Annotated in this window: 19 protein-coding genes; 10 read left to right on the top strand and 9 right to left on the bottom strand. The window is 65.5% G+C overall.

The features are described from left to right. The 4 genes from KH389_RS24910 to KH389_RS24895 all read right to left on the bottom strand — a co-directional run bounded on the left by KH389_RS24910 (position 1) and on the right by KH389_RS24895 (position 4,248). The gene (locus tag KH389_RS24910; RefSeq protein ID WP_054915985.1) at positions 1 to 969 is read right to left on the bottom strand and encodes a FecR domain-containing protein; all 969 of its coding nucleotides are present in this window, start codon (positions 967 to 969) and stop codon (positions 1 to 3) included. Further along, positions 966 to 1,484 carry an RNA polymerase sigma factor gene (locus tag KH389_RS24905; protein ID WP_213606432.1) on the bottom strand — a complete coding sequence of 173 codons (519 nt, stop codon included), beginning with the start codon at positions 1,482 to 1,484 and terminating at the stop codon, positions 966 to 968. The genes KH389_RS24910 and KH389_RS24905 overlap by 4 nt, the downstream gene beginning before the upstream one ends. A 108-nt stretch (positions 1,485 to 1,592) precedes the next feature. After that, positions 1,593 to 2,303, bottom strand: a complete 711-nt coding sequence (locus KH389_RS24900; RefSeq protein WP_043863669.1) for a 3'-5' exonuclease — start codon at positions 2,301 to 2,303, stop codon at positions 1,593 to 1,595. A 10-nt stretch (positions 2,304 to 2,313) separates the two neighbouring features. Continuing rightward, positions 2,314 to 4,248: a DUF294 nucleotidyltransferase-like domain-containing protein gene (locus tag KH389_RS24895; RefSeq protein WP_043863670.1), complete on the bottom strand. Its 1,935-nt coding sequence runs from the start codon at positions 4,246 to 4,248 to the stop codon at positions 2,314 to 2,316. A gap of 202 nt (positions 4,249 to 4,450) precedes the next feature. Between KH389_RS24895 and KH389_RS24890 the strand changes: the two genes are divergently transcribed. Then, a complete protein-coding gene (locus KH389_RS24890; protein WP_054915983.1) occupies positions 4,451 to 4,903 on the top strand; it encodes a response regulator in 453 nt (150 codons plus the stop codon). 54 nt (positions 4,904 to 4,957) lie between these two features. On the opposite strand, the gene KH389_RS24885 is transcribed toward KH389_RS24890, so the two are convergent. Then, positions 4,958 to 7,135 carry a malate synthase G gene (locus tag KH389_RS24885; protein WP_213606430.1) on the bottom strand — a complete coding sequence of 726 codons (2,178 nt, stop codon included), beginning with the start codon at positions 7,133 to 7,135 and terminating at the stop codon, positions 4,958 to 4,960. A 302-nt stretch (positions 7,136 to 7,437) separates the two neighbouring features. Here KH389_RS24885 and KH389_RS24880 point away from each other — a divergent pair, with 302 nt between their 5' ends. After that, complete coding sequence (locus KH389_RS24880) at positions 7,438 to 7,962, top strand: glycine cleavage system transcriptional repressor (RefSeq protein ID WP_058541817.1); 525 nt, start codon at positions 7,438 to 7,440, stop codon at positions 7,960 to 7,962. A 15-nt stretch (positions 7,963 to 7,977) separates the two neighbouring features. Here the strand turns inward: KH389_RS24880 and rarD are convergent, their stop codons facing one another. From rarD to KH389_RS24860, 4 genes are all read right to left on the bottom strand, one after another. Next, positions 7,978 to 8,865, bottom strand: a complete 888-nt coding sequence (gene rarD / locus KH389_RS24875; RefSeq protein WP_054915981.1) for an EamA family transporter RarD — start codon at positions 8,863 to 8,865, stop codon at positions 7,978 to 7,980. Between the two features lie 63 nt (positions 8,866 to 8,928). Continuing rightward, entirely contained in the window at positions 8,929 to 9,903 is a 975-nt protein-coding gene (locus tag KH389_RS24870) for a serine/threonine protein kinase (RefSeq protein WP_088514285.1), read from the bottom strand. A 166-nt stretch (positions 9,904 to 10,069) separates the two neighbouring features. Beyond that, positions 10,070 to 10,825, bottom strand: coding sequence for a TOBE domain-containing protein (locus tag KH389_RS24865; RefSeq protein WP_043863676.1), 756 nt, complete (start codon positions 10,823 to 10,825; stop codon positions 10,070 to 10,072). A 59-nt stretch (positions 10,826 to 10,884) separates the two neighbouring features. Then, complete coding sequence (locus KH389_RS24860; protein ID WP_054915979.1) at positions 10,885 to 11,622, bottom strand: ComF family protein; 738 nt, start codon at positions 11,620 to 11,622, stop codon at positions 10,885 to 10,887. Between the two features lie 89 nt (positions 11,623 to 11,711). On the opposite strand from KH389_RS24860, the gene bioB reads away from it, so the two are divergent. From bioB to KH389_RS24820, 8 genes are all read left to right on the top strand, one after another. Further along, entirely contained in the window at positions 11,712 to 12,770 is a 1,059-nt protein-coding gene (gene bioB / locus KH389_RS24855; RefSeq protein ID WP_043863678.1) for a biotin synthase BioB, read from the top strand. A 7-nt stretch (positions 12,771 to 12,777) separates the two neighbouring features. Further along, positions 12,778 to 13,950: an 8-amino-7-oxononanoate synthase gene (bioF, locus tag KH389_RS24850; RefSeq protein ID WP_213606428.1), complete on the top strand. Its 1,173-nt coding sequence runs from the start codon at positions 12,778 to 12,780 to the stop codon at positions 13,948 to 13,950. Then, positions 13,943 to 14,674 carry an alpha/beta fold hydrolase gene (locus KH389_RS24845; protein WP_213606426.1) on the top strand — a complete coding sequence of 244 codons (732 nt, stop codon included), beginning with the start codon at positions 13,943 to 13,945 and terminating at the stop codon, positions 14,672 to 14,674. The genes bioF and KH389_RS24845 overlap by 8 nt, the downstream gene beginning before the upstream one ends. Beyond that, entirely contained in the window at positions 14,667 to 15,491 is an 825-nt protein-coding gene (gene bioC, locus KH389_RS24840) for a malonyl-ACP O-methyltransferase BioC (RefSeq protein WP_078480862.1), read from the top strand. Before KH389_RS24845 ends, bioC begins: the two co-directional genes overlap by 8 nt. Before the next feature lies 1 nt (position 15,492). Continuing rightward, a complete protein-coding gene (bioD, locus tag KH389_RS24835) occupies positions 15,493 to 16,173 on the top strand; it encodes a dethiobiotin synthase (RefSeq protein WP_100634785.1) in 681 nt (226 codons plus the stop codon). A 119-nt stretch (positions 16,174 to 16,292) separates the two neighbouring features. After that, positions 16,293 to 16,589 carry a hypothetical protein gene (locus KH389_RS24830; protein ID WP_043863683.1) on the top strand — a complete coding sequence of 99 codons (297 nt, stop codon included), beginning with the start codon at positions 16,293 to 16,295 and terminating at the stop codon, positions 16,587 to 16,589. Positions 16,590 to 16,857: 268 nt separating this feature from the next. Beyond that, positions 16,858 to 18,663, top strand: a complete 1,806-nt coding sequence (locus tag KH389_RS24825) for a phenylacyl-CoA dehydrogenase (protein WP_043863684.1) — start codon at positions 16,858 to 16,860, stop codon at positions 18,661 to 18,663. A 198-nt stretch (positions 18,664 to 18,861) separates the two neighbouring features. Further along, complete coding sequence (locus tag KH389_RS24820) at positions 18,862 to 20,145, top strand: GGDEF domain-containing protein (protein WP_043863685.1); 1,284 nt, start codon at positions 18,862 to 18,864, stop codon at positions 20,143 to 20,145. Positions 20,146 to 20,223: the final 78 nt, after the last annotated feature.

Genomic DNA, 20,223 nt, shown 5'->3' with positions numbered 1-20,223 from the left:
TTACGGGGTCTCGCCCTTGGCCACGATCGTCACCCACCATGGCGTGCGCTTTTGCACCTGCACCGGCAAGGTCGGCAGCAGCGACTGCAGCGCAAGGTCGGTGTCGTGCAGCGGGAAGCTGCCGGTAATGCGCAACCCGGCCACCTCCGGCGACACCCCCAGGTAGCCGCTGCGGTAACGCCCCAGCTCCTGCACCAGCGCATCCAGGCGCACGTTGTCGACCACCAGCATGCCGTGGGTCCAGGCGTCGGCGCCCAGGGCCAGCGGATCGATGCTGCCCAGCTGGTCGTGACTCATCATCACCTGCTGGCCTTCGCGCACGATCTGCTCGTCGCCGCTGTCCTGCGGCTTGGCTGCCACCGCCGACTGCAACACGCTCAGGCGCGTGCCCTGGTCTTCCAGGCGCACCAGGAAGCGTGTGCCCAGTGCGCGCAGGCGCCCGTCGGCCGTGGCGACGATGAACGGACGGTCATCCTTGTGCCCGGTCTCGATGGAAATCTCGCCTTCGCGCAGCACGATCAGGCGCTGCTGGCCATCGAAGCGAACATCCACCGCCGAATGGGTGTTGAGGCTGAGCAGGGTGCCGTCCTCCAGACGCAGGCTGCGCTGCTCGCCGGTGGCCGTGCGCTGGTCGGCCAGCCAGTAGTCCAGGCTCTGGTGGGTACTCAGCCAGCCGAGCAGGCCGCCCACCAGCACGATGCTGGCCAGCCCGCTGCCCAGCTTGCGCACGCGCTGGCGCAGGCCGGCCCGGGTTTCGCCCAGGGCCTTGCGCGCCGGGCCGGCCGCCGCGGCGAAGCGCTGGTTGAGCATGCCCAGCTGCATCCAGGCCCGCGCATGTTCTTCGTCTGCCGCGTGCCAGCGCTCGAAATCGGCACGCTCCTCGGCGCTGCCCGCATCCAGGCACAGCTGCCATGCGATGGCGGCATCGAGCACCTTGGCCGATACCGGCCTGCTACTGAAGCCGTTCATTTCGGCTCGCCGTACAGCGCCACATAGCACTGGCGCATGCCCTGGGCCAGGTACTGGCGCACCCGCGACACCGACACGCCCAGGCGCTCGGCGATCTCGGCATGGCCCATGCCGTCGAGGCGGTTGTACAGGAACGCGGCGCGCGCCTTGCTCGACAGCTTGCCCAGCAGGCGGTCGATGGCCTTGAGGTCTTCGAGGATCAGGTGCTGTTCTTCCGGTGAGGGCTGCTCGGCTTCGGGGATCAGCATCAGTTCGGCGAGGTATGCCTGCTCCAGTGCCGCCCGGCGAAAGTGGTCGAACAGCAGGCCGCGCGCCACCGCGGCCAGGAACGCCCGCGGCTCGCGTGGTGCGGGCAGTTGCTCGCGCCCGAGCAGGCGCACGAAGGTGTCCTGGCTCAGGTCTTCGGCGCGCTCGGCACAGGCGACGTTGCGCCGCAGCCAGCCCAGCAGCCAGCCGCGATGGTCACGGTACAGCGCACCAACCAGCTCACCGTGTGGGCTTTGCACTGACGGCAAGGTGTTCCCCGGAATAGATGCGTTAACTAACGAGAATTATTCGCGATTGTGTCAGAGCCGCTGGCACTGTGCAATTAACGCTCATCGGATGACGTATCCGGGGGCTGGTCAGAAGCCGTGGCTGTGTTGCCGTCGCCGGCGCCAGCCTTGCAGGCGATGCTCCAGCAGCAGCGGGCTGTCGATGTGCTGGCGTCGCGCCTGGCTGAACAGGATCAGTGCCAGTTCGGCAGTGACCTGTGCATCGGCGCTGGCGTGGTGGCGTTCACCGGCCTGCAGGCCGAAGTGTGCGGTCCAGTCGTCGAGCCCGGCGTCGCGCAACACCACGTCGGGGTTGAGCAGCGGGGCCAGCTCGGCCACGTCGATGAACGGGTGCTGCAGGCGGTAGCCCAGGCTGTCCTTCAGGGCGCGGCTGAGCATGCGCTGGTCGAAGCCGGCGTGGAACGCCAGCAGCGGGCTGTCGCCGATGAACGCCATGAGGTCGAGCAGTGCATCGGCCGGCACGCAGCCGGCGGCAATCGCACTGGGCCCCAGGCCATGGATCAGCACGCTGGGGCCCGGCTTGTGGTCATGCCGGTGCAGGGTGCGCTCGAACTGCTGGCTGAAGTCGATGGCGCCGTCCTCGATCACCACCGCGCCAATCGACAGCACCTGGTCGCGGTTCAGGTTCAGGCCGGTGGTTTCCAGGTCCAGCACCACCCAGCGCTGGGCGCGCAGGGTGTGGTCCTGCAGCGGGGCTGGGCCGGGCAGTTGGGCCAGACGCTGCTGCTGGGCGGCGTCCAGTGCGGGTTGGCTGGGGCGCAGCCAGGCGAACAGGCTCATGACAGGTCGCTCATAGTTGGTAGCGCAGGGCCAGGCTGCTTTGCAGACGCTGGGCCTGGCGCAGCGATTCGCGCAGGATGCGCCGGTCCAGGTCGTTGAGGCTGTCGGGGTCGACGCGGTTGGAGTAGGGCAGGTTCTGGCGGGTCTGCAACTGGTGCTGCTGCATGCGGGTCTGCTGGATGAAGTGGTAGGCCTCTTCATAGGCGCCGCCATCGAGCGGGTCGATCACTTCCTTGCCTACCAGCTGGCGCAGGCGCTCCAGGGTGTTGTTGGCGTGCACGCCATTGGCCAGCGCCAGCAGGCGCGCGCCGTCGACGAAGGGCGTGAGGCCCTGCACCTTGAGGTCGAGGGTGGCGGCCTTATCGTTGCCGCTGCGGGTCAGCACGAACTCGCGAAAGCGCCCCACGGGCGGGCGCTGACGCAGGGCGTTGGCGGCCATCATGCGCTGGAACAGGCGGTTGTCGGCGACCTGGTCGAGGATGCCCTGGCGCAGTTGTTCGCACGCCTGTTCGTCACCCCACACCACGCGCAGGTCGAAATAGATGCTCGAGGCCAGCAGGTTCTCGGGGGTGGCTTCGCGGATGAACGCGGCAAAGCGCCGTGCCCACTCGGCCCTCGACAGACACAGCTCGGGGTTGCCGGCCATGATGTTGCCCTTGCACAGGGTGAAGCCGCACTGCGCCAGGCCCTGGTTGATGTGCTGCGCCAGCGGCAGCAGGCGGGCGCGGATCTCGGCAGCCTGGGCCGCGTCGCGTGCCTCGAACAGGATGCCGTTGTCCTGGTCGGTGTGCAGGGTCTGTTCGCGGCGGCCTTCGCTGCCGAAGCACAGCCAGCTGAACGGCACGCCGGGGTCGCCCTTGTCCTGGATCGCCAGTTCGATCACCCGGCACACGGTGTGGTCGTTGAGCAGGGTGATGATGTGGGTGATCTGGGTGGACGATGCGCCATGGGCGAGCATGCGCTCGACCAGCTGGCCGATCTCGCCGCGCAGCGACACCAGGTTCTCGACCCGCGCGGCGTGACGGATGGTGCGCGCCAGGTGTACCAGGTCGACCCGCTGCAGCGAGAACAGGTCGCGCTCGGAGACCACCCCGCACAGGCGTTGGTCCTGCACCAGGCACACATGGGCGATATGGCGCTCGGTCATCGCGATGGCGGCGTCGAAGGCGCTGGCCTGGGGGCTGAGGTAGAAAGGCGCGGCGGTCATGTGCGCGGCGATCGGCGCGGCGAAGTCGGCACTGGCATCGGCCACCACCTGGCGCAGGTCGCGCAGGGTGAAGATGCCGACCGGTGCGCGCTGCTCGTCGACGATCACGATGCTGCCCACCTGCTGCTCGTGCATCAGGCGTACGGCCTCGCGTACGGGCGTATCTGGGGCGCAGGTGACCGGATGACGCATGGCCAGCTCACCCAGGCGGGTATTGAGCGAATACTGGTTGCCGAGGGTTTCAACTGCGCGGCGCTGGACCTGCTGGTTGACCTGGTCGAGCAGGCTGCTGACACCCCGCAGGGCAAAATCCCGAAACACTTCTGAGAGTGCGAACAGGCGGATGAACGCCGCCTTGTTCAGTTGCAGGCAGAAGGTGTCTTCGGCGGCCAGGTGTTCGGTACGGGTGGCGCGCTCGCCCAGCAGGGCGGCCAGCGGGAAGCACTCGCCTCCGGTGATCTCGAAGGTGGTCTCGGTGCCGGTGGCGGCATGGTTGCGCTCGCCCACCACGCGTCCCTGCTTGACGATGTAGAAGTGCTCGACGGGTCCGTCGGCAGGCTTGATGATGCTCTCACCGCTGGCGTAGAAGCGCAGCTGGCATTGTTCCACCAGGTACGCCAGGTGGGCGTTTTCCATCTGGTTGAAGGGAGGAAAGCGTTGCAGGAACTGCATGGTGCCGTGAATATTCTGCAGTACTGCGGTTTTGCCGGCCTGGTCGAAGGCGTCCATCTTGCTCATGAGCTTTACCGCATCTGTGCGTCGGCGCCGAGGGCCGAGCATTTGTTTTTATCGTGCTGCATGGTCGGCCGCGGGGTGCGCAGTGCCCATTGGACGTTTGTCTAAAGTGGGTAAGCGTCAATTATCCGACGAAAGGCGGGTTGCGGCACATGCGTTTGCGGTCTGAACTTGATTCAACGGATATTTTTACGATGGAACAGCCATGCCCGAAGCCGACGACATACTGAGCGAAGCCGAGCGCAAGGCGCTGGCGAGCGTGACTGCGCGCGGGACCGCGCTGCCCAAGGTGCTGATCGTCGAAGACGACAAAGGGTCGCGCGAAGCGCTGGCGAGTTACTTGAAGGCCCATGGCATTCGTTGCCTTGCCGCAGAAAACACCACGGTGGCGTTCGACTACCTCAAGCGCGAACCCAGGATCGGGCTGCTGATTACCGACCTGCGCATGCAGCCGGTGGGGGGCATCGAGTTCATCGAGCAGATTCGTGAGTCGGACCAGGCCGCGTTGCCGATCATCATCGTGTCGGGCGATGCCAAGGTGCAGGACGCGATTGCGGCAATGCACCTGAGCGTGGTCGACTTTCTGCTCAAGCCGCTCGACCAGGAGAAGCTGGAAAAGCTGGTGAAGCTGGTGAGGCATGAGCTGGGCATCGGCTGAACCCCTTCGCTGGCTTGCCAGCGAAGGGGTGCGTCAGGCAGCGCTGTAACGAGCTTACAGCCCGTTGCGCGCCTTGAACTCGCGACGACGGCGATGCAGTACCGGCTCGGTATAACCGTTCGGCTGCTTCGCACCCTCGATCACCAGCTCGACCGCCGCCTGGAAGGCGATGTTGCTGTCGAAGTCCGGTGCCATCGGGCGGTACAGCGGGTCGTTGGCGTTCTGCTTGTCGACCACCGGCGCCATGCGCTTGAGGCCTTCGATCACCTGCGCCTCGCTGATGATGCCGTGACGCAGCCAATTGGCCAGCAACTGCGCGGAAATCCGCAGGGTGGCGCGGTCTTCCATCAGGCCCACATCGTTGATGTCCGGCACTTTCGAGCAACCCACGCCCTGGTCGATCCAGCGCACTACATAGCCAAGAATGCCCTGGGCATTGTTGTCCAGTTCGTTGCGGATCTCTTCGTCCGACCAGTTGGTGTCGGTGGCCAGCGGAATGGTCAGGATATCGTCGACCGAGGCCGGCGCACGCTTGGCAAGCTCCGCCTGGCGGGCGAACACGTCGACCTTGTGATAGTGCAGCGCGTGCAGCGCGGCGGCGGTCGGCGACGGCACCCAGGCGGTGTTGGCACCGGCCAGTGGGTGGGCGATCTTCTGCTCGAGCATGTCGGCCATCAGATCAGGCATGGCCCACATGCCCTTGCCGATCTGCGCGCGGCCCTGCAGGCCGGTGGCAAGGCCCACGTCGACGTTGTTGTTCTCGTAGGCACCGATCCACTTCTGGGTTTTCATGGCGCCCTTGCGCACCACGGCGCCCGCTTCCATGGAGGTGTGGATCTCGTCGCCGGTACGGTCGAGGAAGCCGGTGTTGATGAACACCACGCGCTCGCTGGCGGCCTGGATGCAAGCCTTGAGGTTGACCGTGGTACGGCGCTCCTCGTCCATGATGCCGACCTTCAGGGTGTTGCGCTTGAGGCCCAGCACGTCTTCGACGCGACCGAACAGCTCGTTGGTGAAGGCGGCTTCTTCAGGGCCGTGCATCTTCGGCTTGACGATGTACACCGAGCCGGTGCGGCTGTTCTTGCGGGTGGTGTTGCCGTTGAGGTTGTGCACCGCAGCCAGGTTGGTGACCAGCGCATCGAGGATGCCTTCGGGCACTTCGTTGCCATCCTTGTCGAGGATCGCGTCGATGGTCATCAGGTGACCGACGTTGCGCACGAACAGCAGCGAACGGCCATGCAGGCTCAGCGAGCCGCCATTGGGCGCGGTGTACTCGCGGTCCGGGTTCATGGTGCGGGTGAAGGTCTGGCCGGCCTTGCTCACGCTTTCAGCCAGGTCGCCCTTCATCAGGCCCAGCCAGTTGCGGTAGATCACCACCTTGTCGTCGGCATCCACCGCGGCCACGGAGTCTTCGCAGTCCATGATGGTGGTCAGGGCGGCTTCCATCAGCACGTCCTTGACTCCGGCGGCGTCGGTCTGGCCGACCGGGGTGCTGGCATCGATCTGGATCTCGAAGTGCAGGCCGTTGTTTTTCAGCAGCACGGCGACAGGGGCCGTGGCATCGCCCTGGTAGCCGACCAGTTGCGCGTCGTCGCGCAGGCCGCTGTTGCTGCCACCCTTGAGGGTGACCACCAGCTTGCCATCGGCAATGCTGTAGCGGGTGGCATCGACGTGGGAGCCGGTCGCCAGTGGCGCAGACTCGTCGAGGAAGGCGCGGGCGAAGGCGATGACCTTGTCGCCGCGTACCTTGTTGTAGCCCTTGCCCTTCTCGGCGCCACCGGCTTCGCTGATGGCGTCGGTGCCGTACAGCGCGTCGTACAGCGAGCCCCAGCGGGCGTTGGAGGCGTTGAGGGCGAAGCGTGCGTTCATCACCGGCACTACCAGCTGCGGGCCGGCCATGCGAGCGATCTCGTCATCGACATTCTGGGTGGAGGCCTGGAAGTCCGCCGCTTCTGGCAGCAGGTAGCCGATCTCCTGGAGGAAGGCCTTGTAAGCCGGAGCATCGTGGGCCTGGCCCTTGCGCGCCTGGTGCCAGGCGTCGATCTGCGCCTGCAGGGTGTCACGCTTGGCCAGCAGGGCTTTGTTCTTTGGAGCGAGGTCGTTGATGATCTTCTCTGCCCCGATCCAGAACTGCTCGGCGTTGACGCCGGTTCCGGGAATGGCTTCGTTGTTCACGAAGTCGAACAGGACTTTGGCGACCTGAAGGCCACCGACTTGAACGTGTTCAGTCATTGCTTGCCTCACTCTGCTCAGCTATTCAGCTCTTGTTTCAACATTTTTGTAGTGCGCGTCGCGGCATACTACATGAAGCGCTGCGCTTGGGAAAATCAGACTAAATACGCCGTTTTGCGACCATTTGGTCGCAAAACGTCGTTCTGGGAGCGGGCATGTTCTCAAAAATCGAGTGAATTGTTCCAGATAAATCTAAAAACAGTACACGATTTGTTGTTCGAGCCCGCTGCGGCAGGTTGCCGCGCCTTGCCTATACTTGATCGGCGCCCCCGGTATTCGGGGGCTGGAGAGAGGACTGGCGCGTGGATCATCTTGTCTTGACCGTGATTGCCCCTGACCGCGCCGGCCAGGTGGAGCGGGTGGCCGAATGCATCGCCGAGCATAACGGCAACTGGCTGGAGAGTCGCATGTCGCGCATGGCAGGGCAATTCGCCGGCATCCTGCGCGTCGCGGTACCGGCCGAATCCTATGACGAACTGGTGGAGGCGTTGCAGGCGCTGGGCAAGCACGGGATTCGCGTGCTGATCGCCGAAAGCGGCATCGAGCCGTCGTGCACCTGGAAGCCGATCGCGATGGAGCTGGTGGGCAACGATCGCCCCGGCATCGTGCGCGACATCACCCGGCTGCTGGCCGAACAGGGGGTGAACCTGGAGCGCTTCAGTACCGACGTGCGGCCCGCGCCGATGAGCAGCGAGCCGCTGTTTCACGCCGATGCGCTGCTGGCCCTGCCGCTGACGCTGTCGCTGGATGACCTGCAAAAGCGCCTGGAGGCCCTGGCCGACGACCTGATGGTGGAGCTCAAGCTGCGCCCCGAAGAGTCGGCGTAGGGGGTGGCGTAGCGCTCAGGTGCGCCGGCGAATGCTCAGCCAGGCATCCACGCTGTACAGTGCCAGGCCGGCCCAGATGAACATGAACGCCACCAGTGTGCTGCTCGACAGATGTTCGTCGAACAGCAGCACCGCCTGCAGCAGCACCAGGGTCGGCGCCAGGTACTGCAGAAAGCCCAGAGTGGTGTAAGGCAGATGCCGCGCGGCGGCGTTGAAGCACACCAGCGGTATCAGCGTGACGGGCCCGGCGGCGGCCAGCCACAGCGCGTCGCTGGTGCTGTAGAAGCTGGCCTGGGCGCTGTGGGCCATGGGGTTGAGCAGCAGCCAGCCGATGGCCAGCGGTACCAGCATCCAGGTTTCCACCACCAGCCCCGGCAACGCCGCCACTGGCGCCTGCTTGCGGATCAGCCCGTAGAAGCCGAAGCTCAGCGCCAGTACCAGCGACACCCATGGCAGGCTGCCCACCTGCCACACCTGCTGCGCCACCCCCACTGCCGCCAGGCCTACCGCCACCCACTGCAGGCGGCGCAGACGCTCGCCCAGCAGCAACATGCCCAGCAGCACGTTGACCAGCGGGTTGATGTAGTAACCCAGGCTCGCCTCGAGCATGCGCCCGTTGTTCACCGACCACACATAGGTCAGCCAGTTGCCCGCGATCAGCGATCCGCTCAGGGCCAGGATTGCCAGGCGCCGCGGGTTGTCGCGCAGTTCGCGCCACCAGCCCGGGTGCTTCCAGAACAGCAGCAGGATCGAGCCGAACAGGGCCGACCACAGCACCCGATGCACGATGATTTCCACGGCGGGCACGTTCTGCAGGGCTTTGAAATAGATGGGGAACAAGCCCCAGATGATGTAGGCGGTCAGGCCCAGTATGTACCCGCGGCGCGGGTTGGCGGCTTGCATGCTGATTCCTTGCTTAGGCAGCTATCTAAAACCCGGCTATTGTAGACAGTCTGGCAGCAGGTTCTAGAACAATTTCAGCGGCTCTTCGGCCAGTGCGGCGGTCTGCTCACGCAGGGCCAGGACCTGGTCGCCCCAGTAGCGTTCGCTGCCAAACCACGGGAAGCTGCGCGGGAACGCCGGGTCGTCCCAGCGGCGCGCCAGCCAGGCGCTGTAGTGCAGCTGGCGCAGGGCGCGCAGCGGTTCGATCAGGGCCAGTTCGCGGGGGTCGAAATCATGGAACTCGTTGTAGCCATCCATCAGTTCGGCCAGCTGGCCCAGGCGCTCGTGACGATCGCCGGCGAGCATCATCCACAGGTCCTGCACGGCGGGGCCCATGCGGCAGTCGTCCAGGTCGACGATGTGGAACACCTCATCGCGGCACATCATGTTGCCCGGGTGGCAGTCGCCGTGCAGGCGGATGCTCTTGTACGGGGTGCGGGCGTAGGCGTCCTCCACGCGCTTGAGCAGGTCGCGGGCCACCGACTCGTAGGCCGGCAGCAGGCTGCGCGGCACGAAGTTGCCTTCGAGCAGGGTGGCGAGGGAGGCGTGACCGAAGTTGGCCACGCCCAGCGCTTCACGGTGTTCGAACGGGCGCGTGGCGCCGACCGCGTGCAGGCGACCGAGCAACTGGCCGAGGCGGTACAGCTGGTCGAGGTTGCCCGGCTCCGGCGCGCGGCCGCCACGGCGCGGGAACAGTGTGAAGCGAAAGCCTGCATGCTCGAACAGGCTCTGGCCGTTGTGCACCAGCGGGGCGACCACGGGGACTTCGCAGTCGGCCAGTTCGGCGGTGAAGGCGTGCTCCTCGAGAATCGCCGCGTTGCTCCAGCGGCCGGGGCGATAGAACTTGGCGATCAGCGGTTCGGCGTCTTCGATGCCCACCTGGTAGACACGGTTCTCGTAGCTGTTGAGTGCCAGAACACGAGCGTCGCTGAGAAAGCCGATGCTTTCGACAGCGTCCAGGACCAGGTCGGGGGTAAGGGTATCGAAGGGGTGTGACATGGGAACTCCTGCAGCGCGACGGGTGGCCGGGCGTATGAGAGCCATGGTACAGCACCCCGGGGACGCTGCATGCCCCATCGCGGGTCAAGCCCGCTCCCACAAGGAAATCGCTGAACCTGTGGGAGCGGGCTTGACCCGCGATGGGCTGTGCTGCAGCCCCAATAATCTAGAGCGGCGTACCCAGCAGCACATACGCCGGCGAGAACCGCACTGCCACTTCACTGCCTACCGCCACCCGGTTGTCCAGCAGCCACTGCGGCTCGGCAAATGCGCACAGCGTCTGGCCGTTGCTCAGGCTCAGGCGCACCTCGGTAGTCCCTTGCGGGTCATCGATCAGTTCCTGTACCACGGCGCTCAACTGGTTGACCTGCGCCGGCCCGGGCATCGCCACCTCCAGCCAGCCGGCCTTGATCAGCGCCACCACCGGCGTGCCCGGTTCCAGCTCCAGGCGCAAGGTGCTGTCATGGGTGATCTGTGCCTCGATGCGCAACCCCCCGGCCAGGGTCAGCTCCACGGTGTCGATGCGGCCCTGCGCGCGAATGGCGCTGACCCGCCCATGCAACTGATTGCGCGCACTGGTGCGCAGCATCAGGCGCCCGAGCAGGTCGAGATCGTCGGAGTCTTCGGCCGCTTCCAGCACCTGCGCCTGCAACAGTTGCAGCTTCTGGTACAGGCGCAACACCCGCTGCCCCTCCAGCGACAGTTTCGCCCCACCGCCGCCGCGCCCGCCCACGCTGCGTTCCACCAGCGGGCTGGCGGCCAGGTTGTTGAGCTCGTCGATGGCATCCCACGCGGCCTTGTAGCTGATGCCGGCGCTCTTGGCCGCCCGGGTGATCGACCCCTGCTCGGCGATGTGGGCAAGCAGGGCGATGCGTTGCGGGCGACGGACGATATGTTGGGTCAACAGGGCAGGCAGGGACATGGGCGGGCACGCAGTCGGGGCAGGGATGGCCCAGAAAGTGCCCGCCGCCCCGGCGCAAGTCAAGCGCCGCCGGGCTTGGGCGTGCGTGCCAGGCAGTATACGTCCACCCGCGTGGCACCCGCCGCCCGCAACAGGCTGGCCAACGCCTGCGCAGTGGCGCCGGTGGTGAGCACATCGTCGACGATCGCCACATGCTGCCCCCTGATCGCCGCCGAATCGGCCAGGGCAAAGGCGTGGCGCAGGTTGCGCTTGCGCGCCTTGGCCGTCAGCCCCTGCTGGGCCGCCGTTTCTTGCGGACGTTGGAGCAGACGTGGCTCGCAGGCGATCTCCAACTGCCCGGCCAACCACTGGGCAAGCATCGCAGCCTGGTTGAAGCCGCGTTCGCGCAGGCGCCGGCGCGCCAGCGGTACCGGCAACAGCAGGCCGGGCCGCGGCAGGTCTTCGGCAAAGCGGTAGGCAAGCCAGTTGCCCAGCAGTTGCGCCAGCAATCGGCCCAGCGGCCACTGGCGCTGGTGCTTGAAGCGGGTGATCAGTGCATCCACCGGGAAGCCGTAGTGCCAGGGCGCCTCGACCCGGGTGAAGGCGGGTGGGCGGCGGCTGCACTGGCCGCAGGTCAGGCCATGCATCGGCAAGGGCAGCGCGCAGGTTCGACAGCATTCTTCCAGCCAGGGCAGTTCGGCCTCGCAGGCCACGCAAATGGGGTGTGACTGCTGGGCAGGTTCATCGCACAGCAAACATGCTTGGTTGATATTTAGCCAGTTGTAAACCAGTTGTTTAAGGTGTGGTTGACAGTGCATGGCGCTTCCTTAACTATGCGAGCTATCCGTGATGCGCTGGCGGGCTTTCCTGTCCCGGCGCCAGTACAAGCCTAAACAAGGAAACACCCATGAGCGCCAGCACAACTGCAACGCTTCGTCACGACTGGTCCCTGGCCGAAGTCAAAGCACTGTTCCAGCTACCGTTCAACGACCTGCTGTTTCAGGCGCAGACCGTTCACCGCGCGCATTTCGACGCCAACCGCGTTCAGGTCTCGACCCTGCTGTCGATCAAGACCGGCGCCTGCCCGGAAGATTGCAAATATTGTCCGCAGTCCGGTCACTACAACACCGGCCTGGAAAAACAGAAGCTGATGGAGGTGCAGAAGGTGCTGGAGGAGGCCGCCCGGGCCAAGGCCATCGGCTCCACGCGCTTCTGCATGGGCGCGGCGTGGAAGCACCCGTCGGCCAAGGACATGCCCTACGTGCTGCAGATGGTCAAAGGGGTCAAGGCCCTGGGCCTGGAAACCTGCATGACCCTGGGCAAGCTCGACCAGGAGCAGACCGTGGCCCTGGCCCAGGCCGGCCTGGACTACTACAACCACAACCTGGACACCTCGCCGGAGTTCTACGGCAGCATCATCACCACCCGCACCTACGGCGAGCGCCTGCAGACCCTGGCCTATGTGCGCGATGCCGGGATGAAGATCTGTTCGGGGGGGATCCTGGGCATGGGCGAATCGCTGGACGACCGCGCCGGGCTGCTGATCCAGCTGGCCAACCTCCCGGAGCACCCCGAATCGGTGCCGATCAACATGCTGGTGAAGGTGGCGGGCACGCCGCTCGAGAATGCCGAAGACGTCGACCCGTTCGACTTCATCCGCATGCTGGCAGTGGCGCGCATCCTCATGCCGCAGTCCCATGTGCGCCTGTCGGCCGGGCGCGAGGCGATGAACGAACAGATGCAGGCACTGGCCTTCTTCGCCGGGGCCAACTCGATCTTCTACGGCGAGAAGCTGCTGACCACCGCCAACCCGCAGGCCGACAAGGACATGCAACTGTTCGCGCGCCTGGGCATCCAGCCTGAAGCGCGCGAAGAGCACGCCGACGAGGTGCACCAGGCGGCCATCGAGCAGGCGCTGATCGAGCAGAAGAGCAGCGAGCTGTTCTACGACGCCGCCTCCGCCTGAGGTCGCCATGAGCTTTGATCTGAGTGCGCGCCTGGAACAACGGCGCGCTGCGGCGCTGTATCGCCAGCGCCCCCTGCTGCAGAGCCCGCAGGGGCCGCAGGTGATGGTGGACGGCACGCCGTTGCTGGCGTTTTGCAGCAACGACTACCTGGGCCTGGCCAACCACCCCGAGGTGATCGACGCCTGGCGTGCCGGCGCTGAGCGTTGGGGCGTGGGCGGCGGGGCGTCGCACCTGGTGATCGGCCACAGCTCGCCGCACCATGAACTGGAACTGGCACTGGCCGAGTTTACCGGTCGCCCGCGCGCGCTGCTGTTCACCACCGGCTACCTGGCCAACCTGGGTGCGTTGACCGCGCTGGTGGGGCAGGGCGACAGCGTGCTGCAGGATCGCCTCAACCATGCTTCGCTGCTGGATGGCGGGTTGCTCAGTGGCGCGCGCTTCAGCCGCTACCTGCACAACGATGCCGACAGCCTCGGCAAGCGCCTGGACAAGGCCAGCGGCAATGCGCTGGTGGTCACCGATGGCGTGTTCAGCATGGACGGCGACATCGCCGACCTGCCGGCGCTGGCTGCCCAGGCGCAGGCCAGGGGCGCCTGGCTGATGGTCGACGATGCCCATGGCTTCGGCACCCTGGGCCGCCACGGCGGTGGCGTGGTGGAGCATTTCGGCCTGGACATGGGGCAGGTACCGGTGCTGGTCGGCACCCTGGGCAAGGCCTTCGGTACCGCCGGTGCGTTCGTCGCCGGCAGTGAGGAATTGATCGAGTGCCTGATCCAGTTCGCCCGCCCGTACATCTATACCACCAGCCAGCCACCGGCCCTGGCCTGCGCCACGCTCAGGAGCCTGCAACTGCTGCGTGACGAGCACTGGCGCCGCGAGCACCTGGCTGCGCTGATCCGCCAGTTCCGTCAGGGCGCCGAGCAGATCGGCCTGCACCTGATGGACAGTTTCACGCCGATCCAGCCGATTCTGATCGGCGATGCCGCAAGGGCCATGCGGCTGTCGGCGATGTTGCGCGAACGCGGGCTGATGGTCACGGCGATCCGTCCACCGACGGTGCCGGCCGGCAGTGCCCGGCTGCGCGTGACCCTGACCGCCGCCCACAGCGCCTCGCAGGTACAGCTATTGTTGAATGCATTGGCCGAGTGTCATTCGCTGCTGGAGCCTGCTGATGCGTGATCGACTGATTCTGTTGCCGGGCTGGGGCCTGGGTACCGCTGCACTGGAGCCGCTGGCCGCGAGCTTGCGCGCCCTGGATGCCAAGCTGCACGTGGAGCTGATGCCTCTGCCGGAGCTGGATGGCAGTGACGTGCCTGTATGGCTGGATCACCTGGACCGCACGCTGCCTACCGACACCTGGCTGGGAGGCTGGTCGCTGGGCGGCATGCTCGCCGCCGAGCTGGCGGCGCGACGCGGCGATCACTGCTGCGGGCTGGTGACGATGGGCAGCAACGCCAGCTTCGTGGCCCGTGCGGACTGGCCCCATGGCATGCCGACCGACACCTTCAATACCTTTCTCGACGGTTGCCGTAGCCATACGCAAGTGACGCTCAAGCGCTTCAAGTCGCTGTGCAGCCAGGGCGCCCAGGCGCCGCGCAGCCTGGCGCGGTTGCTGGAGGTGGGGGTGCCGGCAACCGACCCGCTGTACCTGGCCACGGGCCTGGAGGTATTGCGGAAACTCGATACCCGGGCTGCGCTGAGCAACTTCGGCGGCCCGCAGTTGCACCTGTTCGCAGGCAGCGACGCGCTGGTGCCGGTCGAGGCGGCCAAGGCGCTGTTCGAACTGCTGCAGGACGTCGAGGTGGGCATTGTCGAGGACAGCGCCCACGCCTTCCTGCTGGAGCACGCCCAGGCGTTGGCGACCTTTATCAAGACCTTCCTGCACGAGAGTGGCGATGACTGATCTTTCCCTGCCCAGGCTGCCCGGCGCCTTGCCCGACAAGCGCCAGGTGGCGGCCTCGTTTTCCCGTGCTGCAGCCAGCTACGACAGTGTCGCCGCGTTGCAGCGGGCGGTGGGCGCTCATCTGCTGGCGCAGCTGCCCGCCGATTTGCAACCGCGTTGCTGGATCGATCTGGGCAGTGGCACCGGGCATTTCAGCCGGCACTTGCAGCAACGTTATCCACAAGGGCTGGGTGTAGCGGTGGATATCGCCGAAGGCATGCTGCTGCATGCCCGTGAGCTGGGGGGCGCGCATTACCATGTGGCGGGCGATGCCGAGCGTCTGCCGCTGCGTGATGGCAGCGCCGGGCTGATCTTCTCCAGCCTGGCGGTGCAGTGGTGCGCCGACCTGGCTGCGGTGCTGCGTGAAGCGCAGCGGGTTCTGCAGCCTGGGGGCGTGCTGGCGTTCGCCAGCCTGTGCGTGGGCACGCTGTTCGAGTTGCGTGAAAGCTGGCAGGCGGTGGACGGGCTGGTGCACGTCAATCGCTTCCGCCCTCTGGCGGACTACCAGCGTCTGTGTGCCGACAGCGGGCTGCAGGTGCTCGGGCTGGAGGCCCGGCCCCATGTACTGCATTACCCCGATGTGCGCAGCCTGACCCATGAGCTCAAGGCGCTGGGCGCACACAACCTCAACCCCGGTCGCCCCGCCGGCCTGACCGGCAGGGCACGCATGCAGGGCCTGCTGCAGGCCTACGAGCGCTTTCGCCAGCCGCAGGGACTGCCCGCCACCTATCAGGTAGTCTATGCGGTACTGCACAAGCCGCAGCACCAGGGGGATTGAGATGCATGCTGCCTATTTCATCGCCGGCACCGATACCGATGTGGGCAAGACCACCATTGCCGCCGGCCTGCTGCATGCGGCACGTCTTGCCGGCCTGAGTACCCTTGGGGCCAAGCCTGTAGCGTCGGGCTGCGAGGTGACCCCCAAGGGCCTGCGCAACGCCGATGCACTGGCCCTGATCGCGCAAAGCAGCCTCACGCTGCCCTATGCGCAGCTCAACCCGTTTGCCTTCGAGCCCGCCATCGCCCCGCACCTGGCGGCCCGCGAGGCGGGTGTTGCGCTGAGCGTGCAGGCGTTGCTGGCGCCGATGCGCGCGGTGCTGGCGCACAACGCCGATTTCACCCTGATCGAAGGGGCGGGTGGCTGGCGGGTGCCGTTGTCCGATCAGGCCAATCTGTCGGACCTGGCGATTGCGCTCAAGCTGCCGGTGATCCTGGTGGTAGGCGTGCGCCTGGGTTGCATCAACCATGCGCTGCTCAGTGCCGAGGCGATTGCCCGCGATGGCCTGCAACTGGCCGGCTGGGTGGCGAACATCATCGAGCCGCGCACCTCGCGCCTGGAGGAGAACCTGGCTTCGCTTGCCGAACGCCTGCCGGCCCCCTGCCTGGGCCGGGTGCCAAAACTCAAGGTGGCCAGTGCCGAGGCGGTGGCCGCATACCTGCAGCTGGATTTGCTCGACTAGGCTGAGTCTATTGAAGGGCACTGTGCCATTAGTGTTTTTGACGGGCCTTTTGCCGGGTTGTCTGCTTCAATAGGGGCCGTTGATATCATCTGTGCCTTCCGTCACCTGGAGAGTTTGAAATGGAAATCTCGGGCAGTTCCGCATTCTATGCCGGCCTGGGCGCCATTCAGAGCGGCCAGAACCGCGTCGATCAGGCCGCCAGCCAGATCGCCAACACCACTGTCGAACGTGCTGCCACCAGCCAGTCCAGCGACTACCAGGCCGAACGCCTGCGCTCGGTCGACCGCAGCCAGCAGATGGACCTGGCCACCAGCACCGTCGAACTTGCCCTGGGCAAGCATCAGGTCGAGCTGGGTGTCAAAGTGGCCAAGGCCTCCGACGAAATGCTCGGCACGCTGATCGATACCTACGCCTGAGCCAGCCGGCCCTCGCATCTTCCCGGTTTTACCCCTACATCCTGACTCGACGCCCTGGCCCAAGGCCGGGCGCCTTGTCGTGCCTGCGTTCTGGCGAGCGGGGCCGGAGCGTAGCCTGCCATGGCAGAAATGCCCTCATGGGGGTGCTTGACAAGGTTTCAGCGTAAACGTATGTTTCAAACAACTGTTTGACCGAAAGCCGCCTAGAGCTGGTCGGTGTATGTCGCGGTCTCCCTATTCAAGGATCCATCAGCAGAGGTTCATCGCTATGCCTGATTACAAAGCCCCCTTGCGTGATATTCGTTTCGTTCGCGATGAACTGCTGGGCTACGAAGCGCACTATCAGAGCCTGCCGGCTTGCCAGGACGCCACCCCCGACATGGTCGATGCGATCCTCGAGGAAGGCGCCAAGTTTTGTGAACAGGTACTGGCCCCGCTGAACCGTGTGGGCGACCTGGAAGGCTGCACCTGGAGCGAGTCGGGCGTTAAGACCCCCACCGGCTTCAAGGAAGCCTACAAGCAGTTCGTCGAAGGCGGCTGGCCGAGCCTGGCCCATGACGTCGATCACGGCGGCCAGGGTCTGCCCGAGTCGCTGGGCCTGGCGGTCAGCGAAATGGTCGGCGAGTCGAACTGGTCGTGGGGCATGTACCCGGGCCTGTCGCACGGCGCGATGAACACCATCTCCGAGCACGGCACCGCCGAGCAGCAGAACACCTACCTGACCAAGCTGGTATCCGGCGAATGGACCGGCACCATGTGCCTGACCGAACCGCACTGCGGTACCGACCTGGGCATGCTGCGCACCAAGGCCGAACCTCAGGCCGACGGTTCCTACAAGGTCACCGGCACCAAGATCTTCATCTCGGCCGGTGAACACGACATGGCCGACAACATCGTGCACATCGTGCTGGCGCGCCTGCCCGATGCACCGGCCGGCACCAAAGGCATCTCGCTGTTCATCGTGCCCAAGTTCCTGCCGACCGCCGAAGGCGGTGTGGGCGAGCGCAACGCCGTTTCCTGTGGCTCCATCGAACACAAGATGGGCATCCACGGCAACGCCACCTGCGTGATGAACTTCGACGCCGCCACCGGCTACCTGATCGGCCCGGCCAACAAGGGCCTGAACTGCATGTTCACCTTCATGAACACCGCTCGCCTGGGTACCGCGCTGCAAGGCCTGGCCCACGCCGAAGTGGCGTTCCAGGGTGGCCTGAAGTATGCCCGCGACCGCCTGCAGATGCGTTCGCTGACCGGCCCCAAGGCGCCGGACAAGGCGGCTGACCCGATCATCGTCCACCCGGACGTGCGTCGCATGCTGCTGACCATGAAAGCCTTCGCCGAAGGCAACCGCGCGATGGTGTACTTCACCGCCAAGCAGGTCGACATCGTCAAGTACAGCCAGGACGAAGAAGAGAAGAAGAAGGCCGACGCACTGCTGGCCTTCATGACCCCGATCGCCAAGGCGTTCATGACCGAAGTCGGCTTCGAGTCGGCCAACCACGGCGTGCAGATCTACGGCGGCCACGGCTTCATCGCCGAGTGGGGCATGGAGCAGAACGTTCGCGACAGCCGCATCTCGATGCTGTACGAAGGCACCACCGGCATCCAGGCGCTGGACCTGCTGGGCCGCAAGGTGCTGATGACCCAGGGCGAGGCGCTCAAGGGCTTCACCAAGATCGTGCACAAGTTCGTCCAGAACAACGAAGGCAACGAGGCCATCAGCGAGTTCGTCGCGCCATTGGCCAAGTTGAACAAGGAGTGGGGCGAACTGACCATGAAGGTCGGCATGGCCGCTATGAAGGACCGCGAAGAAGTCGGTGCCGCCTCGGTGGACTACCTGATGTACTCCGGTTACGCCTGCCTGGCCTACTTCTGGGCCGACATGGCGCGCCTGGCCGCCGAGAAACTGGCTGCCGGCACCAGCGAAGAGGCGTTCTACACCGCCAAGCTGCAGACCGCTCGCTTCTACTTCCAGCGCATCCTGCCGCGGACCCGCACGCATGTGGAAACCATGCTGTCGGGCGCGAGCAACCTGATGGACATGAACGAAGAGCACTTCGGCCTCTCGTACTGAGTCATCGCCTGAAGCAAGAAAGCCCGCCCTTACCGGCGGGTTTTTTTATGCGCTAGTCAGAACCTGAAACGAATACGTGCTAAGCCCTGCTCCTACCCTGCCGTTACAAGTGCTGCCGGCATATTCATCTATTCATGTGCGCTGCCGACACATTAAAGGCACAATGCCATTACTTGATCTGCCGGGTCGGAGATTCCCTTGTTTCGTTTATCCGCTGTACGACTGAGCCATTTTCTGCCGTCACTGTTCCTGCTGGTGTCGGGGCTCGCCGCTGCTTATGTCAGAGACCTCAACGTCTTCTTCACCTCGCTGTTCAACGTGCTGCCAACCCTGGTGCTGCTGCTGGGCGGGGCCTACTGCACGGTCTACCGCCGTCAGCGTGAACTGTTCCTGATGGTCACGGTGTATATCGCCTACTTCCTGCTCGACACCCAGACCGACTACTACCGCGACAATGGCGTGGTACGCCAGGACGCCGCCGTGGTGTTCCACCTGGTGTGCCTGTTGCTGCCCATCCTGTTTGCGCTGTACGGCGCCTGGCAGGAGCGCACGCACCTGTTCCAGGACATGGTGGCGCGCTTTGCCGTGCTGCTGGCGGTCGGCAGCACGGCGCTGGGGCTGGAGCAGAGCTACCCGCAGGCGCTGCTCAACTGGCTCGCGGAAATCCGCTGGCCGGCGCTGCACGGTCAGTGGATGAGCCTGATCCAGCTGGCCTACCCGGTGTTTCTGCTCGCCTTCATCCTGCTGGTGGTGCAGTACCTGCGCGAACCGCGCCCGCTGCATGCGGCGCAGGTGATCGGTCTGATGGGGATCTTCTGGATGCTGCCGCAGACCTTCATCCTGCCCTTCACCCTGAACATCATGTGCAGCCAGGTGATGCTGATGATCGCCGCCGCGGTCTCCCACGAGGCCTACCAGATGGCATTTCGCGACGAGCTCACCGGCCTGCCGGGGCGCCGCGCGCTCAACGAGCGCATGCAGCGTCTGGGGCGCAACTATGTGCTGGCGATGACCGACGTCGACCACTTCAAGAAATTCAACGATACCCACGGGCACGACGTGGGCGACCAGGTGCTGCGCCTGGTGGCCAGCAAACTGTCCAAGGTCACCGGCGGGGGCCGCGCCTACCGCTATGGCGGCGAGGAGTTCGCCCTGGTGTTCGCGGCCAAGACCATCGAGGAATGCCTGCCGCACCTGGAGGCGGTGCGCGAGGTGATCGCCAACTACAATATCCAGCTGCGTAACCAGGACAGCCGCCCCCAGGACGACCAGCAGGGGCGACAACGCCGTGGGGCGGCCGGGGCCAGCAGCGTGTCGGTGACCATCAGCATCGGTGCCGCCGAGCGCCTGCCCGAGCACCGCAGCCCCGATGAGGTGCTCAAGTCGGCCGACCAGGCGCTGTACAGTGCCAAGGGAGCGGGGCGTAACTGCACCATGACCTACGGCCACCAGAGCAAGCGTGGAGCGGTGCGCACGGCGTGACCAGAAGTGACTATGCGGTCGCCAGATGACCCTATGTGTCACAAAAGTTGTTAGGTTACACTGGCTCGCAACTGTGTA

It is taken from the genome of Pseudomonas qingdaonensis, from assembly GCF_018398475.1.
GTDB lineage: Bacteria > Pseudomonadota > Gammaproteobacteria > Pseudomonadales > Pseudomonadaceae > Aquipseudomonas > Aquipseudomonas palmensis.
This window is presented reverse-complemented; position numbering and strand designations above follow the sequence as displayed.